Consider the following 15,706-nt stretch of genomic DNA (forward strand, 5'->3'; position numbering starts at 1 on the left):
CGAAGCCGGAACGGGTCAGCCCGCTCGACGGTGCCGCAAACCGTCCATGAGCAGGTCGAGCAACCGGTCGGCCTGGGCGCGCTCGCCAGCGGCCAGGGAGATCCCGCTCAGGCTGGTCAGCACGTCTCCCGTGTCGACGTCGGCGCGTACGGTGCCGGCCGCGGCGCCCGCGGCCAGCAGCCGGCCGAGTGCCTCCAGCAGCCGGTCCCGGCTCTGCGCGTACGGGTTGGTGCCCGCGGCGATCACCAGGCGCAGGGCGTCGGCCATCCCGCGCTTGGTGGCGAGGTAGTCGATGAACCGGGACATCCAACCCCGTAGCGCCCGGTCCGGCGGCAGCTGGTCGAGCAGGTGCAACGCGGCGTCGCAGAGTTTGCCCAACTCGTTGCGGTAGGCCGCCTCGATCAGCGCCTCGCGGGTGGGGAAGTGACGGTAGAGGGTGCCGATGCCCACCCCGGCCTCCCGGGCGATGGTGTCGAGCGTTACCTCCGGCCCGGGGCGGGAAAACGCCTGGATCGCGGCCTCCAGCAACCGCTCGCGGTTGCGCAGGGCGTCCGCCCGAAGCGGGCGGGGGCTGGTCTCCGGCACATCTCCTCCTTCGCTGGCGCGGGCCGTCGGGTTCACCCCGAAGTGGTATCCGGAGGAAGCTCCGGTTAGTCTCGAACGTAGCGGAGGATCCTCCGCTTCCATCGTAGCGGCGGGCCGGTCCGGTCCGCCCCACCCGAACAAGGATGGATCCATGACGACGAGCACCCCGATCACCACACCGTTCACCCATGACTCCACCGCCATGGACGTGATCCAGGGCGTGGACCTCGGCGGCCGGCGGGCAATCGTCACCGGCGGGTCGTCCGGCATCGGCGTCGAGACCGCCCGCGCCCTGGCCAGCGCTGGCGCGCAGGTCACCCTGGCCGTGCGCAACACCGACGCCGGGCAGCGCGCCGCCGACGACATCACCGCCAGCACCGGCAACGACCGGATCCTGGTCGCACCGCTCGACCTCGCCGACCAGGGCTCGATTGCCGACTTCGTGGCCAACTGGGACGGCCCGCTGCACATGCTGGTCAACAACGCCGGCATCATGGCGTCGCCCGAGATGCGGACCCCACAGGGCTGGGAGATGCAGTTCGCCACCAACCACCTGGGGCACTTCGCGCTCGCCACCGGGCTACGTCCGGCGCTGTCCGCCGCCGACGGGGCCCGGATCGCGTCGGTCAGCTCCGCCGCCCACCTACGCTCGCCGGTGGTCTTCGACGACATCCAGTACGAGCGCCGGCCGTACGAGCCGTGGGAGGCGTACGGGCAGTCGAAGACGGCGAACGTGCTCTTCGCCGTGGAGGTGACCCGGCTCTGGGCCGACGACGGCATCGTGGCCAACTCGCTGATGCCCGGGGCGATCCAGACCAACCTCCAGCGCTACATCAGCGAGGAGGAGCTGAACCGGGTGCGCGCGGGCAACGCGGCGGCCTGGAAGTCCGTCGAGCAGGGTGCCGCCACCTCGGTGCTGGTCGCCGCCTCACCGCTGATCGACGGGGCCGGCGGGCGGTACTTCGAGGACTGCCAGGAAGCCGGCCCGGCCGCGCCCGGCGAGCGGCGCGGCGTCGCCCCGTACGCGCTGGACCCGGAGGCCGCCGAGCGACTCTGGCAGGTCTCGACCGCCCTGCTCAAGGGCTGAGTGCGCGGTGCCGGCCGGGGTCCGCCCCGACCGGCGCTCGCGGCCCACGAACGGCGAAAGGGCGCCCCGGTCGACGACCGGGGCGCCCTTTTCCGACTGGCTCGGGATCAGGCCAGGCCCAGCTCCGACTCGAAGTTGCCGGCCTCCAGCCGCTCCTTGACCGCGGCCAGGAAGCGGGCCGCGTCGGCGCCGTCGATCAGCCGGTGGTCGTAGGACATGGCCAGGTAGACCATCGACCGGACCGCGACGACCTCGCCCAGATCCGGGTCGTTGACCACGACCGGACGCTTGACCACGGCACCCGTGCCGAGCATCGCCGACTGCGGCGACGGCACGATCGGGGTGTCGAAGAGCGCGCCCCGACTGCCCGTGTTGGTCAGCGTGAACGTCGCGCCGGCGAGCTCGTCCGGGCTGATCTTGTTGGTCCGGGTCCGCTCGGCCAGGTCCGCGACCCGTTTGGCGACGCCGCCCAGGTTGAGGTCACCGGCGTTGTGGATGACCGGCACCAGCAGACCCCGCTCGGTGTCCACCGCGATGCCGAGGTGCTCCGCCTCCGGGTAGGTGATCGTTCCACCCTCGAGATCCAGCCGGGCGTTGACGATCGGGTACGTCTGCAGCGCCTCGACGGCCGCCAGGGCGAAGAACGGCAGGAAGGACAGCTTCACGCCGTGCCGCTGCTGGAAGGAGTCCTTCGCCTGCGCCCGCAGCTTGGCGATCCGGGTGACGTCCACCTCGACCACCGTGGTGAGCTGCGCCATCTCGTGCAGCGACTCGTGCATCCGCGTGGCGATGGCCTTACGGATCCGGGGGAGCTTCTCGGTGGTGCCCCGCTTGCCGCTCGGCTGCGGCTTGGCGGCCGGCTTCGCCGGGGCCGCCGACGGCGCGGCGGCCGGCTGCTGCGGGGCGGCCGGAGCCGCCTTCGCCTTGGCCTTCTCGGCCGCCTCCAGCACGTCCTGCTTGCGGATCCGGCCACCCACGCCGGTGCCGTTGAGCGAGGACAGGTCGACGCCGTGCTCGCTGGCCAGCTTGCGCACCAGCGGGGTGACGTACCCGGCGGCCTCCTCGCCGCCGCCCTGCGCCGGGGCGGACGGGCGCTGCGGCGTCGGGGTCGGCGCGGCCGGCTGCGCGGCCTGCTCGGCCTTCACCGGCTGCGCCGAGGTCTCGGCCTCCGCGGCCGGCTCGTTGTACGACGTGCCCGGGGTGGGCTCCTCGACCTTCGGCTCCGGCTTCGGCTCGGCCTTGGGCGCCGGCTTGGCCTCCGCCTTCGGCTCGGGCTTCGGCTCGGGCTTCGCCGGCGCGGGGGCAGCGCCGGCAACGCCGATGATCGCCAGGTCGGCGCCGACCGCGGCGGTCTCGTCCTCGGCGACCTTGATCTCCAGCACCGTGCCGGCGACCGGCGACGGGATCTCGGTGTCCACCTTGTCGGTGGAGACCTCCAGCAGCGGCTCGTCCACCTCGATGGTCTCGCCGACCTGCTTGAGCCAGCGGGTGACCGTACCCTCGGTGACGCTCTCGCCCAGGGCCGGCATCTTGACCGCGGTGCCCTCGCCCCCGCCGGCGGCGGCCGGGGCCGGCGCCTCGGCGGGGGCCTCGTCCTGGGCGACCTCGTCGGCGGTGCCCTCGGCGGCGGCCGTCGGCTCGGCGGCCGGCTCGACCGACTCGGCCGGAGCCTGCTGCTGCTCCTGCGGGGCGGCCTCGCCGCCACCGGCCGACTCGCCCTCACCGGCGATGACAGCCAGCTCGCTGCCGACCTCCGCGGTCTCGTCCTCGCCGACCACGATCCGGCTCAGCACGCCCGACGCGGGCGACGGGATCTCGGTGTCGACCTTGTCGGTCGAGACCTCGAGCAGTGGCTCGTCGACCTCGACGGTGTCGCCCTCCTGCTTGAGCCAGCGAGTGACGGTGCCCTCGGTGACGCTCTCGCCGAGCCGGGGCATGGTGACCGATACCGGCATGTTCTGAGACTCCTTCATTCCCCTGGTGGGATCTTCGCCCGTCGCCGGACGCCGCGGGTTGTCGTGATCAGGCGTGCGAGTGCAGCGGCTTGCCGGCGAGGGCCATATGCGCCTCGCCCAGGGCCTCGCTCTGGGTCGGGTGGGCGTGCAGGAGCTGGGCGACCTCGGCCGGGTAGGCCTCCCAGTTGTAGATGAGCTGCGCCTCGCCGACCAGCTCACCCATCCGGGCGCCGACCATGTGGACGCCGACCACCGGGCCGTCGTCCACCCGGACCACCTTCACGAAGCCGGTGGTCTTGAGGATCTGGCTCTTGCCGTTGCCACCCAGGTTGTAGTTGTACGTCTTGACCTTGTCGGCGCCGTACTGCTCCTTGGCCTTCGCCTCGGTCAGGCCGACCGACGCCAGCTCCGGGTCGGAGTAGGTGACCCGCGGGATGCCGACCTCGTCGATCACGGCCGGGTTCTGGCCGGCGATCTCCTCGGCGACGAAGATGCCCTGCTGGAAGCCGCGGTGCGCGAGTTGGAGGCCGGGCACGATGTCGCCGACCGCGTAGACGTTCGGCACGCTGGTGCGCAGCCGCTCGTCGGTCAGCACGTAGCCGCGGTCCATCTTCACGCCGTGCTCCTCGTACCCGAGGTTGGCGGTGTTCGGGCCGCGACCGACGGCGACGAGCAGCAGCTCGGCCTCGACGGTCTCGCCGCCCTGGATGGTCAGCTTGACGCCCTTCTCGGTCTTCTCGACCTTCTCGAACGGCTTGCCGACCTTGAAGTTGATCTTCCGCTTGCGGAACGCCCGCTCCAGCGCCTTCGACGACTCCTCGTCCTCAGCGGCGACCAGCCGGGGCAGCGCCTCGACGATCGTCACGTCCACACCGAAGGACTTCCACACGCTGGCGAACTCGACGCCGATCACGCCGCCACCCAGCACGATCACCGACGACGGAACCCGGTCCAGGGCGAGCGCGTGGTCGCTGGTGATGATCCGCTCGCCGTCGACCTCCAGGCCGGGCAGGCTCTTGGCGTACGAGCCGGAGGCCAGGATCAGGTTGCGGCCGGTGTAGCGCTTGCCGTCGACCTCGACCACGTTGCTGCCGACCAGCTTGCCGGCGCCGGCCACGAGGGTGATGTTCTTCGTGCTGCTAACCAGGCCCTGCAGGCCCTTGTGCAGGCGGGAGACCACGCCGTCCTTGTACGAGTTGACCCCGGCCATGTCGATTCCGACCAGCTCGGCCTTCACACCGAACTGCTCCGACTCGCGGGTCTGGTCGGCGATCTCCGCGGCGTGCAGCAGGGCCTTCGTGGGGATGCAGCCGTTGTGCAGGCAGGTGCCGCCCAGCTTGCCCTTCTCGATCAGCGCGACGGAGAGGTCCAGTTGGGCGGCGCGCAGCGCCGCCGCGTAGCCGCCGCTGCCACCTCCGAGGATGACGATGTCGAAGGTTGCGTCGTTCGGCTCGCTCACGTCCAACTCCCAGGTCGCGTCACTGCATCGGGGGTCACGGAGGGGTAACACGGACACACCCCACCGAGGTCATCTTGTCACCACTGGGCACAGGGTGCGTACTGAGGTGCCCAACGACACGTCATCGACACGTACCCTTGGCACCGTTGTCGATGACAGAGCGTGGGGGAGAGGTCCGGTGGGGTTGTTCCGGCGCCGCAAACAGGCGCGTGTGCCCAGCCATGACCGCGCGGCGGATCGTGGTGATCTGGATCATCTCGAAAACTTCATCCGGAGCCGGCGTGGCGTCGAGGCGTACATCGAACCGCGGACGACGGTGACGGAGACCACGGTCATCCTGATCGCCGACGACGGGGAGTGGACCCGCCGGCGCATCGACGGCCCGGACGGCGCCCGGCGCTTCGCGTACCGGATGGGCATCCCGGTGTACGACGTCCGGCTGATGGGCTACCCGCAACGGATGCGCGACTTCAACGAGCGCCGCAAGCGCCGCCCCGAGCGGTACTGAAATGTAAGGAAGGGCCCCCTGTCAACGCCAGGCGTTGACAGGGGGCCCTTCCTTACATTCGTCAGCCGTTGACGGCGACGTCCTCGACGAGCTGCACCAGGGTGCGGACCGGTACGCCGGTGCCGCCCTTGGTCCAGTAGCCGGTCGGCTCGCCGGAGTGGTAGCCCGGCCCGGCGATGTCGATGTGCGCCCAGGCCACGTCGTCGGTCACGAACTCGCGCAGGAACACTCCGCCCTGCAACATGTGCCCGGCCCGGTCCATCCCGGCGTTGACCTGCGAGATGTCCGCCACCTCAGAGTCCATGCCCTTGCGCACGTCGTCCGGCAGCGGCATCGGCCAGGCCGGCTCGCCGACCGAGTCGCCGACCGTCCGGACCCGCTCGCACAGCTCCGGGGTGCCCATGACGCCGGCGACCCGCTTGCCCAGCGCGATCACCTGGCCGCCGGTCAGGGTGGAGGTCTCGAACAGGTAGTCCGTGCCGTCCTCGCAGGCGCGGGCGATCGCGTCGGCCAGGATCATCCGGCCCTCGGCGTCGGTGTTGAGCACCTCCACCTTCTTGCCGCTGTACATGCTGATGACGTCGCCCGGCCGGTAGCTGGTGCCCGACGGCATGTTCTCCGCCATCGGCAGGTAGGCACTGACCGCCACCGCCGGCTTGAGCGCGGCGATCGCCAGCATGGCGGCACCCACCGCGGCGGCGCCCGCCATGTCGGACTTCATCTCCCACATGCCCTGCGCCGGCTTGATCGAGATGCCGCCGGTGTCGAAGGTGATGCCCTTGCCGACCAGCGCGACCCGCTTGCCGTTGCCGCCGCCCTGCGGGGTGTAGGTGAGCTTCACCAGGCGCGGCGGGGCCTCCGAGCCCTGCCCGACCGCGACGATGCCGCCGTACCCGCCGGCGGCCAGGGCCGCCTCGTCCAGCACCTCGACGCCGAGGCCCGCCGCGCGGGCGGCGTCGGCCACCGCGTCGGCGAACGACGGCGGGCGCAGCTCGTTCGGCGCGGTGTTCACCCAGTCCCGGCTGAGCCGGACCGCGCCGGCCACCACCTGCGCCCGGCTGATCTCCGCCAGCGCGCCCGCGTCGCCGGCGTCCGGCACCGAGACCAGCACCTCGGCCACCGGCTCCCGCCGGGTCGGCTGCGGCCGGGTCTTGTAGCCGGCGAACCGGTACCCGCCGAGCAGCGCGCCCTCCGCGACCGCGCGCAGCGCGGCCGGCGCGTCGGCGTCGTCCGGCAGCGGCATGGCCAGCGCCACCTTCGGCGCGCCCGCCAGGGCACGGATCGCGGCGCCGGCAGCCCGGCGCAACGTCTCCGGGGCCGGGGCGGCGCCCGACGGCTCCGGGCCGAGCCCGACCGCGGCGACCAGCGGGGCGGTGACCGTGCCCAGCGCGGCCAGCTTGATCACCTCGCCCGGACCGCCGGTCGCGCCGAGCAGCGCCAGCGTCTCGGTCAGCTTGCCGTCGAACGCGGCGGCGATGCTCTCCGCGCCGCTGGCGAGCAGCAGGGTGCCGGCGAGGCCGCTGGTGGCGCCCTGCTCTCCGGTCTGGCTGTGCACGCCGATCACGATCGCGTCGACGGCGAGCTCCGCCGGATCGGTGTCGACCAGGCTCAGGGTGGTGGTGCGGGGCGATGTCACTGAAGCTACTCCGGGCGGGCCGGGCCGGCCGCGTCGTCGCGTACCGGCGATGAAGGTCTCCGGCGGAACGTACCCGCCGGACGTCAGGGCTGTCCCGTCGATGATGCCGACGGGGTCCCGCCGATGCTAACCAGCGGCGCTGCCCCCGGTAAGTTGCCACCCATGACCGACGTGACCTCCGACGCCGCCGCGACCCGGCTGCGCCGTTCCCCGCTGCACGAGCGGCACACCGCCGCCGGCGCCAAGTTCGCCCCCTTCGGGGGCTGGGAGATGCCGCTGGAGTACGCCGGCGGTGGGGTGCTCAAGGAGCACACCGCGGTGCGGAGCGCGGTGGGGGTCTTCGACGTGTCGCACCTGGGCAAGGCGCGGGTGAGCGGCCCCGGCGCCGCCGATTTCGTGAACGCCTGCCTCAGCAACGACCTGGGCCGGATCGGGCCGGGCCGGGCGCAGTACACGCTCTGCTGTGACGACGCCACCGGCGGCGTGGTGGACGACATCATCGCCTACCTGTACACCGACGACCACGTCTTCCTGATCCCGAACGCGGCGAACACCGCCGAGGTGGTCCGCCGGCTCCGGGCCGCCGCGCCGGAGCAGGTCACCGTCACCGACGAGCACGAGGCGTACGCCGTGCTGGCCGTGCAGGGCCCGCGCTCGGCCGAGCTGCTGGGCGCCCTCGGCCTGCCCACCGAGCACGACTACATGAGCTTCTCCGCCGCCGGCCTGGCCGGGGTCGAGCTGACGGTCTGCCGCACCGGCTACACCGGGGAGCTGGGCTACGAGCTGGTCGTGCCGGCGGAGCACGCCGTCACGGTCTGGGACGCGCTCTTCGCCGCCGGCGAGAGCTTCGGGCTGCGCGCCTGTGGGCTGGCCGCCCGGGACACGCTGCGCACCGAGATGGGCTACCCGCTGCACGGGCAGGACCTCTCCCTGGACATCACCCCGGTGCAGGCACGGTCCGGCTGGGCGGTGGGCTGGGACAAGCCGGCCTTCTGGGGCCGCGACGCGCTGCGCACCGAGAAGGCCGAGGGGCCTCGGCGTACGCTGCGCGGCCTGGTGGCCGTCGACCGGGCCATTCCGCGGTCCGGGATGACCCTGCACGTCGGTGACGTGCAGGTCGGCACGGTCACCAGCGGCACCTTCTCGCCGACCCGCAAGCAGGGCATCGCGCTGGCCCTGCTGGACACCGACGCCAAGCTCGCCGACGGCGATCTCGTCGAGGTCGAGATCCGTGGCCGCCGCGCCCCCATGCAGGTAACCCGACCCCCCTTCGTCAACCCCTCAGTCAAGTAACCCCGGTCCCCCGGGCGTCCCGCCCGGGGCGCCCACCCCGTCGATCATGAAGTTATTGCCACCGCTGTCGGCGTGTCCTGGCGATAACTTCAGATCAACGCCGAGGGTCAGGGGGTGGTGGGGGTGGGGGGTTCGCCGGAGTCGAGGACGGCCTGGGTCCAGCCGCCCTCGATCACGCCGGTGCCGTCCAGCACCGCCCAGTCGACCACGTCGGTCGCCTCCACCACGACCGGGGCGCCGATCCGCACCGAGGAGTCGGTGGCGGCGTCGCTGGCGCTCACCCCGACGATCCGCTCCGGGGTCTCCCACGAGGTGACGCCCGCCCAGACGTACTCCGGGCCGTCGTCGCCGGGCAGGCCGTACTTGACCACCAGCTGCGACTCCGCGGGCAGCTGGCCGGCGACGAACCGCGCCCGCGCGTCGCCCAGCGCCGCCCGGGCGGTGGCGACCGCCCGGCTCATCGCGTCGCCGGAGCGGGCGTAGCGCACGTCCGGCTGGATCCCGGAGAACAACGTCGCGCAGGCGGCGGCGTAGTAGCGCCCGTCCGGACCGGGATGCCCGGCCGGCGGGCGCAGGCTGAGGAACGAGTCGGCCTCCGGGTCGGTCGCCGGGTCCAGCTCCAGGCGCAGCAGGACCGGGGCGGTCGCACCGTGCTGCTCCGGGTTGCCGTACGCCACCGCGATGTCGTGCCCGGTCACCGTGGCCAGCACCGGCAGCTGCACGAACGCCGGCACCTCCTCGCCGGAGAGCCCGTCGGTCCAGTCCCGCAGCAGCCGTCGCGCCGCCCCGGTCATCACCGCGCCCCAGGCCCGGGTGAGGTGGTCGGGCACCCCCTGGGTCTGCAACTCCAGCAGCCCGAAGCGGCGCAGCCCCTTGGTGGTGAACCACAACCCCTCCACGTCCGAGGAGTACGGCACCAGCACCCAGTCCACCAGCCGGATCCGGCCCTGCTCGTCCGGCAGCGAGCGCAGCGCGGTCGCCGGGTCGAGGAACTGCAGGCCGAAGACGTCCACCACGTCGCTGTCGACGGACTCCGCCACCGCCGCCGCCACCGCCCGGGCCGCCCACTCGTGCGCCGGCGGCCAGCCGGGCCGGTACTCGGCCTGCACCACCACCAGGTGGGTCGCCGCGGCCAGCCGCGCCAGCTGCGCCTCGGTGGCGCCGAACGCGGTGAGCAGGTCCGGTGGCAGCTCGGGGAACTCGGCGATCGACCGGGTGTCCACGCTCATCAGCGGGCTGTCCAGCATCTGCCGGGCCAACCCGTGCACCGGCTCGGCCAGCCGGCCGGTCAGCGCCGCCACCGCCGTCTTCGCACTGACCTTCGGCAGCCCCGCCATCGGCACCAGGTAGGTCGCGCTGAGCGACTCCGGGACCGGTACGGGCAGGAAGTCGTCCGTGATGAGCATTCTCGTTCCCCCGAGGCCGCGCCGGCGCTGTCGAGGCGAACGCTACCCGGCCCGCCTCGCCGGGTTCAGCCGGACAGCACCAGACCCAGGTAGACCAGCGTGGTGACCACCTCGACGGTCGCGCCGAGCACGTCGCCGGTCATCCCGCCGAGCCGGCGTACCACATGGGCCAGCAGCGGCAGCGCGACGGCGAACGCGGCGGCGACGGCCAGCGGCCCCTGCCACGGGCGGCCCGGCACCGCGGGCACCGCCAGCAGCACGACGGCGACCGTGCCGGCGGCCAGGGCCACCGGGCCGACCGTGCCGGCCACCATCGCGCCCAGTCCGTCCGGCCGTGCCGCCGGTACGCCCCGCCGGCAGGCCGCCGTCACACCCAGCCGGCCGGCGGCGGTCGCGGCGACCACCGCCGCGAGGCATGCCGGCCAGGACCGACCGGCCAGCTCGGCGAGCGCCGCCGCCTGCACCAGCAGGACGACCACCAGGGCGACCACCCCGAACGGGCCGACGTCCGGCTTCTTCATGATCTCCAGCGCGGCCGCGCCGCGCCGGTACGAGCCGAGCGCGTCCACGGTGTCGGCCAGCCCGTCCAGGTGCAGCCCCCGGGTGAACAGGGCGGCGGCACCCACCGTCACGCCGGCGGCCACCAGTGGGGGCGCGAACGCGCCGGCCAGCAGCAGCACGCCGGCCAGCAGCGCGCCGAGCAGTGCGCCGACCGCCGGGGCGAGCGCCATCGCGGTGCCGGCCACCGGGCGGTCGATCCGGCCGGCCCGGACCGGCAACGTGCTGAACGTGGTGACCGCCAGCCGGGCCCCCGCGGCGAGCCGCGACTCAGCCGGCACGCCAGCCCGACGCCGGCTGCTCGTCCGCCCCGGTGGTGGCCGGACCCGGCCCCGCCGGCTCCGGCTCGGCGTAGTCCGGCTCGGTGTCCTCCGGCTCGGTGCCCTCCGGCTCCTCGGCGCCCTCGTCCGGCTCCCCGCCGCCGGCCAGCGACGGGTGGACCGGCAGCGTGGCGGCCAGGGACAGCACCGAGCGCAGCAGCGGGAGCGCGACCAGCGCGTTGGCCCCCTCGCCGAGGTCCAGCCGCAGGTCGAGCAGCGGGGTGAGGCCGAGCACGTCGGCGGCCAACCGCACCGCCGGGTGACCGCCGTGGTCGGCGAGCAGGCACCAGTGCCGCGCCTGCCCGGCCAGGTCGCGGCTGACCATGCCGGCGGCCAGCCCTACCGGCCCGTCCAGCAGCACCGGCATCCGGCGGGCGGTGGCGCCGAGCAGCACGCCGGTGGCCACCGCCACATCTCCGCCACCCAGCTCGGCCAGCACGTCCTTCGCGCCCCGAGGCGAGCGGCGGGTGCGGTGCAGCGCGTCGCGTACCGCCGCGCAGCGGATCATCCAGGCCGCGTCGTCGATCTCGCCGGAGTTGGTGATCACCCGACCGAGCACGGCCGGCGGCTCGGCGCCCGCGGTGGCCGCCAGCACCGCCGCGGCGGCGGCCTCGGTGCCGGCGCCGCACGCGGCCAGCACCAGCAGCTGTACGCCGGCGTCGGCGGCCTGCTCGGCCAACCGCCAGCCGTAGCGCAGCGCCGACTCCACCTGCTCGGGGGTGAGCGCCGGCTGGTCCTCCATGGGCGCGGCGACTGGAGTGTCCACCACCTGGAGGCTGGCTCCGCTCTCGGCGGCCAGCCGGGCCAGCGCACCCTGGCCGGAGCGGGCCTGCCCGGCCCGACGTGCCGACTCGCCGGCGACGGTGCCGGCCGACGCCCCGCCGGCGTGGTCACCGTGCAGCAGCAGCACCCGGACCGAGCCCCAGGCGACCGGGGTCGAGGTGCCCTGCGTGGCGGCGGCGAAGCCGACGACGCGGTCCAGCACGCCCAGCCCGGCGCCGGGCACGTCCAACGTGGCCAGCCGGTCCACCGCCTGGGGGCCGGTGTACTCGTCGGGCATCGGCAGCTCCATGCCCGGCTGGATGACCAGCCCGGTGGACACCATCGGCAGCGCCATGGTCGGCGCGGCCCAGGGGTTGCCAGGCTCCTGGTTCGGGGCCGCCGGCGGCGTGTGGGTCAACACCTCCGGCAGCTGCACCTCGGGGGTGGGCTCGACGTCGGCCGGATCCGCTCCGACCGGCCCGGGCCCGACCGGCGTGGACCCGACCGGCGCGGTCCCGGTCGCGGGTGTCGCCGGCACGGCACCGGCGGCGGTCGCGGTCGGCGCGGCCGGCTTCAGCCAGGCCGGCTGGCCGGCGACCACCAGCACCACCGCGTCGCAGGCGTCGGCGACCGCCCGGTTGGCCGCGCCGAGCGCGTCGGTGAACGCCCGGCCCAGCGGCGTGGTCGGCACCAGGGACAACCCCACCTCGGGGCTGACCAGCACCACCCGCGCCGAGCAGCCGCGGATCGCCTCGGCCAGCTCAGCGATGGTCGCCACGTCGTCGGCGGGCTGATGGTCCGGGTCGAGCAGCACCGTCACCCAGCCGCCCAGGTCGTCCACGAGCAGCGTCTCGTTGGGCTGGGCGGACGCGAGGACGTCGGCCAGCCGCCGCGGGTCGGCCGCGGTCTCCTCGGTGCTCCAACTGCCTGGCCGCCGGGCGCGGTGCGCCGCCAGGCGGGTCGCCCACTCGGTGTCCTCCGGGTCGCCCTCCGCAGCGGTGGCGAGGTAGCGGACCACCGGCGCGTCGGTGACCAGGGACTCGGCGAACTCGGACTTGCCGGACCGGATACCGCCGAGCACCAGGACCGTGTTCCACCCGTCAACGGACATGCCCGTACCTTAAGGCCGCCCGTGGTCCCGCTGCCTGCCGGCCCGGCGGTCGCGGTCCGGTCAGTCGCAGTGCTCGAATCCGCTGCCGTAGCTGACCCCGCCGGTGGCGCCGCCCCACTTCACGCACGTCCCGGCAGCGCTGGCCCGCACCGGCCCGGCGTAGTAGTCGAAGGAGCCGCTGTCGGTGCTGCGGGCCCGCCCCTGCACCTCCAGGTACGCCGACGCCGCCGACTTCGTGCCGACCGCGGTGTCCTTGAGGGTGACCACGCAGTTGTTGCCGGTGCCCGAGTGGTAGAGCAGGTAGACCCGGCCCCGCCGGCGACCGTCACCGTCGGTCAGCGTCGCCGAGTCGACCACCTGGTAGCCGCTGCCGCACACCTGGGTCGCCGTGTACGGGTTGGGCCGGCCCGCCGGACTGCCGCTGGACGTCGGCTTGCCGGTGGCGGCCCCGGTCGGCGTGCTGCTCGGCGCGGTGGTGCGTGGACCCGGGTCGCCGCTGGTCGGCGCTCCGGGCCCGCCGCCGGCCTCGGTCGGGTCGGCGGTGCCGGTCCGGCCGGCGCCCGGCGTGCCGCTGGGCCGGGGCCCCGGGGTGCCCGCGTCCCCGGTCGGCAGCGGGACGTCCGGCGCCGACGCCGACCCGCCGGCGAGGGCCGGCGGCTGGTCGGATGTACCAGGCTGCGCGTCCGGCCGCAGCGCGGCAACGGCCACGGCGACCAGCGCCACGAGGACGACCGTGCCGGCCCCGATGAGCATTCCCCGCCGCCGCCCGGACGATGCTCTGCGGAGCGGGTCCTCCCGGGTCGGCCCGGTCGCGGGTCCGGCCTCGAAGCCCGCCGGAGGACCCAGGGCCGACGGCCCGGCCGATGGCGTCGGCGCGGCCGGTGGCCCTGGGATGGGCCGCGCGGCGGCCGGGGCCGGCGGGGCGGGGCTCGGTACGGGCCGAGCGACGGCCGGGGCGGGGCTCGGTACGGGCGGGGTGGTGGCGGCCACCGCCCACGGCGGGCGGGCGGCCGGCGGGATGCTGGCCAGGGTCGCGTCGCGGGCGTCGGCGGCCGCGCCGGCCAGCTCGGCGGCGCTGGTGAACCGGTCCGCCGGCCGCTTGGCCAGCGCCCGCGCGACGACCGCCACCACCGCCGGTGGGGTGTCCGACGGCAGCGGCGCCGGCTCGTCCTGGGCGTGCCGCAGCGCCACCGCGAGCGGGTTGTCACCGTCGAACGGCGGCTGCCCGGCGAGGCAGAAGTACGCCACAGCGCCCAGTGCGTAGACGTCCGTGGCGGGGGAGACCGGCTGCCCGGTGGCCTGCTCGGGGGACATGTACGAGGCGGTGCCGAGCACCATGTTCGCGGCGGTGAGCCCGGCCATGCCGCGGGAGCGGGCGATGCCGAAGTCGACCAGCACCACCCTGCCGTCCGCCTTGACCAGCAGGTTGCCCGGCTTCACGTCCCGGTGCACGATGCCGGCGAGGTGGGCGGTGTGCAGCGCGTCCGCGGCCTGCGCCAGCACCGACATCGTGCTGGCCGCGTCCAGCCGACCCGCCTCGCGTACCCGGGCGGACAACGGCTCGCCCTCGACGTACTCCATCACCAGGTAGTCGACCCGGCTGCCGTCAGCGAGCGTGGCCTGCCCGACGTCGTGCACCGCGACCACGCCGGGGTGCCGCAGCGCCGCCAGCATCTGCGCCTCGGCCCGGAACCGGGCGGTGAACTCCGGGTCGGCGACCAGCGACGGCAGCAGCACCTTCACGGCCACCTCGCGTTCCAGCAGCACGTCGGTGCCGCGCCAGACCGCGCCCATCCCGCCCGTCGCCACCCGCTCGCCCAGCCGGTACCGGTCGCCGAGCAGCACTCCCCGTGTCAGCACCGGGCCACCGTACCGGCCGTCGCCGATGGGTTGATCAGCCCGTCGGTCGCGGGCGGGGCGAGCGAGCGGCCGTTCCGGGTCGGGCCGACTACGCTGGCGAGGGTTCGTCCCACGGGGACTTCAGCGGCGAGGGGAGACGCGGCATGGCGTGGAGCTGGCGGTACGAGGGCACGAACGGCCAGACGGTCGAGGGACCGGCGGAGTCGTTCAGCAGCCAGGCCGACGCCGAATCCTGGATCGGTCAGACCTGGCGGGAGCTCGCGGCGTCCGGCATCACCTCGGTCGCGCTCATGGAGGACGACCGCGTGGAGTACCGGATGAGCCTGCTGCCCACGGCCGAGTGATGGGCTACGACCGGCCGGGCGGCGAGCGGCTGGTGCTCGGCGTGCCCAGGGCGGCGTTCCGGCCCAGCCCGGTCTTCCTCGGCCTGGTCGCCCTCTTCGCGGTCAGCGGGGTGCTGGCCTGGAACGGGTACGGCAGCGTCCGGTTCGACGTGTTCGTCTTCGTGGTCTCCGGCTGGCTGGTCTCGCTCTGCCTGCACGAGTACGCCCACGCGGTGGTGGCCTTCCGGGCCGGCGACCGGGACATCGCCCACCGCGGCTACCTGACGCTCAACCCGCTGAAGTACACCCACCCCCTGCTGTCGATCGTGCTGCCGGTGGTGGTGGTGCTGCTCGGCGGCATCGGCCTGCCCGGCGGCGCGGTGTGGGTGGACCGGCACGCCATCCCGGGCCGGTTGCGGCACACCCTGGTCAGCCTCGCCGGCCCGGCGACCAACGTGCTGTTCACGCTGGTGCTGGTGGCGGCGTTGCGGATCGGCATCCAGGTGGGCGGCCCCGTGGAGTTCTGGGCCGGGGTGGCGCTGCTGACCTTCCTCCAGCTCACCGCGAGCGTGCTGAACCTGCTGCCGGTCCCCGGGCTGGATGGCGGCAACATGATCCAGCCGTGGCTCAACCCGCAGTGGCGCCGGATGTACGACCTGTTCGCCCCGTACGGCTTCCTGCTGCTCTTCGCCCTGCTGTGGAACCCGCGCATCGGCGGCTGGTTCTTCGACGGCGTCTTCGCGATCGGGGACCTGCTCGGCCTGCCCTCGTGGCTCTACGCCACCGGCCTCGACCTGATCCGCTTCTGGCAGGGCTAACCCGCCCCCCGCCCCGCTCCCGCCC

At 74.2% G+C, this 15,706-nt stretch carries 13 protein-coding genes; 5 read left to right on the plus strand and 8 right to left on the minus strand.

Features of this window, described 5'->3' with window-relative positions; translation table 11 throughout:
• Nucleotides 1-15: 15 nt before the first annotated feature.
• A complete protein-coding gene (locus tag KBX63_RS25005) occupies nucleotides 16-585 on the minus strand; it encodes a helix-turn-helix domain-containing protein (protein ID WP_307871827.1) in 570 nt (189 codons plus the stop codon).
• A 151-nt stretch (nucleotides 586-736) separates the two neighbouring features.
• Between KBX63_RS25005 and KBX63_RS25010 the strand changes: the two genes are divergently transcribed.
• The gene (locus KBX63_RS25010) at nucleotides 737-1,672 is read left to right on the plus strand and encodes an SDR family NAD(P)-dependent oxidoreductase (protein WP_210915187.1); all 936 of its coding nucleotides are present in this window, start codon (nucleotides 737-739) and stop codon (nucleotides 1,670-1,672) included.
• 107 nt (nucleotides 1,673-1,779) lie between these two features.
• Here the strand turns inward: KBX63_RS25010 and sucB are convergent, their stop codons facing one another.
• Nucleotides 1,780-3,627, minus strand: coding sequence for a 2-oxoglutarate dehydrogenase, E2 component, dihydrolipoamide succinyltransferase (gene sucB / locus KBX63_RS25015; protein ID WP_210915192.1), 1,848 nt, complete (start codon nucleotides 3,625-3,627; stop codon nucleotides 1,780-1,782).
• Between the two features lie 67 nt (nucleotides 3,628-3,694).
• Nucleotides 3,695-5,086 (minus strand): dihydrolipoyl dehydrogenase, encoded by a 1,392-nt coding sequence (gene lpdA, locus KBX63_RS25020; protein ID WP_210915198.1) that lies wholly within the window; start codon nucleotides 5,084-5,086, stop codon nucleotides 3,695-3,697.
• A 178-nt stretch (nucleotides 5,087-5,264) separates the two neighbouring features.
• On the opposite strand from lpdA, the gene KBX63_RS25025 reads away from it, so the two are divergent.
• Nucleotides 5,265-5,594: a hypothetical protein gene (locus KBX63_RS25025; protein WP_109819350.1), complete on the plus strand. Its 330-nt coding sequence runs from the start codon at nucleotides 5,265-5,267 to the stop codon at nucleotides 5,592-5,594.
• A 61-nt stretch (nucleotides 5,595-5,655) separates the two neighbouring features.
• On the opposite strand, the gene KBX63_RS25030 is transcribed toward KBX63_RS25025, so the two are convergent.
• The gene (locus tag KBX63_RS25030; RefSeq protein ID WP_210915200.1) at nucleotides 5,656-7,230 is read right to left on the minus strand and encodes a leucyl aminopeptidase; all 1,575 of its coding nucleotides are present in this window, start codon (nucleotides 7,228-7,230) and stop codon (nucleotides 5,656-5,658) included.
• A gap of 162 nt (nucleotides 7,231-7,392) precedes the next feature.
• Between KBX63_RS25030 and gcvT the strand changes: the two genes are divergently transcribed.
• On the plus strand, nucleotides 7,393-8,523 hold the full coding sequence (gcvT, locus tag KBX63_RS25035; RefSeq protein ID WP_210915203.1) for a glycine cleavage system aminomethyltransferase GcvT: 1,131 nt from the start codon (nucleotides 7,393-7,395) through the stop codon (nucleotides 8,521-8,523).
• 107 nt (nucleotides 8,524-8,630) lie between these two features.
• Here the strand turns inward: gcvT and KBX63_RS25040 are convergent, their stop codons facing one another.
• The 4 genes from KBX63_RS25040 to KBX63_RS25055 all read right to left on the minus strand — a co-directional run bounded on the left by KBX63_RS25040 (nucleotide 8,631) and on the right by KBX63_RS25055 (nucleotide 14,540).
• A complete protein-coding gene (locus KBX63_RS25040; protein ID WP_210915206.1) occupies nucleotides 8,631-9,929 on the minus strand; it encodes a DUF2314 domain-containing protein in 1,299 nt (432 codons plus the stop codon).
• A 65-nt stretch (nucleotides 9,930-9,994) separates the two neighbouring features.
• Nucleotides 9,995-10,768 carry an adenosylcobinamide-GDP ribazoletransferase gene (locus KBX63_RS25045; RefSeq protein ID WP_210915227.1) on the minus strand — a complete coding sequence of 258 codons (774 nt, stop codon included), beginning with the start codon at nucleotides 10,766-10,768 and terminating at the stop codon, nucleotides 9,995-9,997.
• Entirely contained in the window at nucleotides 10,758-12,680 is a 1,923-nt protein-coding gene (locus KBX63_RS25050) for a bifunctional adenosylcobinamide kinase/adenosylcobinamide-phosphate guanylyltransferase (protein ID WP_210915237.1), read from the minus strand. Before KBX63_RS25050 ends, KBX63_RS25045 begins: the two co-directional genes overlap by 11 nt.
• Before the next feature lie 60 nt (nucleotides 12,681-12,740).
• Complete coding sequence (locus KBX63_RS25055) at nucleotides 12,741-14,540, minus strand: serine/threonine-protein kinase (RefSeq protein ID WP_210915241.1); 1,800 nt, start codon at nucleotides 14,538-14,540, stop codon at nucleotides 12,741-12,743.
• A gap of 143 nt (nucleotides 14,541-14,683) precedes the next feature.
• Between KBX63_RS25055 and KBX63_RS25060 the strand changes: the two genes are divergently transcribed.
• Both KBX63_RS25060 and KBX63_RS25065 read left to right on the plus strand, forming a co-directional pair.
• Nucleotides 14,684-14,884, plus strand: a complete 201-nt coding sequence (locus tag KBX63_RS25060; protein ID WP_210915245.1) for a hypothetical protein — start codon at nucleotides 14,684-14,686, stop codon at nucleotides 14,882-14,884.
• A complete protein-coding gene (locus tag KBX63_RS25065) occupies nucleotides 14,884-15,681 on the plus strand; it encodes a site-2 protease family protein (RefSeq protein WP_210915248.1) in 798 nt (265 codons plus the stop codon). The genes KBX63_RS25060 and KBX63_RS25065 overlap by 1 nt, the downstream gene beginning before the upstream one ends.
• Nucleotides 15,682-15,706: the final 25 nt, after the last annotated feature.

This window comes from Micromonospora sp. U21 (assembly GCF_018070045.1).
Taxonomy (GTDB): Bacteria; Actinomycetota; Actinomycetes; order Mycobacteriales; family Micromonosporaceae; genus Micromonospora.